Annotated in this window: 1 protein-coding gene; it reads right to left on the bottom strand. The window is 22.1% G+C overall.

From position 1 onward, the window contains the following. Positions 1-161: 161 nt before the first annotated feature. Complete coding sequence (locus BGI41_RS08200) at positions 162-779, bottom strand: acyltransferase (RefSeq protein ID WP_088540211.1); 618 nt, start codon at positions 777-779, stop codon at positions 162-164. Between the last annotated feature and the right edge of the window lie 259 nt (positions 780-1,038).

The following is a 1,038-nucleotide window of genomic DNA, read 5'->3' as shown; positions in this document are numbered from 1 at the left end:
GTCTAAATTAAAACCTGAAAAATAAAAACTAATTATTGAAAAAATAACTACAAAAAAATAGAATATAAAAAAATAAGTATAAAATAAGAATAAAAAAATAGAATATAAAAAAATAACTAGAAAAAATAAAAATAAAAAAAAATAGAAGTTTAATATAAAAATTAAATCATATTTGGAACCCTTAATGAAGCTGGAAGTGGTTTAATTTTAGCAGGAGTACCTATTGCTAAATAATAAGGTGGTACACTTCTTGTAACAACTGCTCCAGCAGCAACAATAGCACCTTCACCAATTTCTAAGTTTGATAAAAATGTAGAGTTACCACCAACAGAAGCACCTCTTCTAATTTGAGGTCCTTTAAGTTCATAATCAACTCTAACAGGATACCTATCATTAGTAAAACAAGTACATGGCCCTATAAATACATTATCTTCTATTATACTATTAGATGGTATATAAACATTAGATTGAATACTAATATTATTTCCTAATACACAATTACCTTCAATAACTGTATTAGTACCTATAAGTACATCGTCACCAATTGTTGTGTTTTCTCTAATTAAAACATTATGTCCTGTTCTAAAATCATCACCAATAACAACATCGTTGTAAATAACAGAATTAGATCTAATAAGAGCATTTTTACCTATTATAGGCTCTTTTGAAAATCGTTTATAATTTACACCGATTTTTATATTATCATCAATGAAATTAGGGTTGAAACGATCTATTTTTTTATCTTCATCATCACCTAATATTCCTAAGAATTTTGCCATTTTAATCGACCAATTTTATAATAAAAATTTTTATAAATCATTCTCTTTTTATTTTTTAAAGTACAATATACTTGATAATATTTATATCTTTACATTATATATAAAGTTAAGTTTTTTTATAAAATTTTTTCTAAAAAAAATAAAAATTATGAAAAAGATTATACAAAATAACTATAAAATTAAAAAAAATTGAATAATCTAAAAATAAAGAAAATGTTTAAATTAAGTTTAAAATATTTAAAATTGCTTGATTTAATTA

It is taken from the genome of Methanobrevibacter sp. 87.7 (genome assembly GCF_002208625.1).
Lineage (GTDB): Archaea > Methanobacteriota > Methanobacteria > Methanobacteriales > Methanobacteriaceae > Methanarmilla.
Note: the sequence above shows the minus strand (reverse complement) of the source record. Positions and strands in the feature narration are given on the sequence as shown.

Coding starts and splice junctions, on each gene's coding strand:
- BGI41_RS08200 (WP_088540211.1), bottom strand. CDS start 779: ATGGCAAAATTCTTAGGAATATTAGGTGATGATGAAGATAAAAAAATA.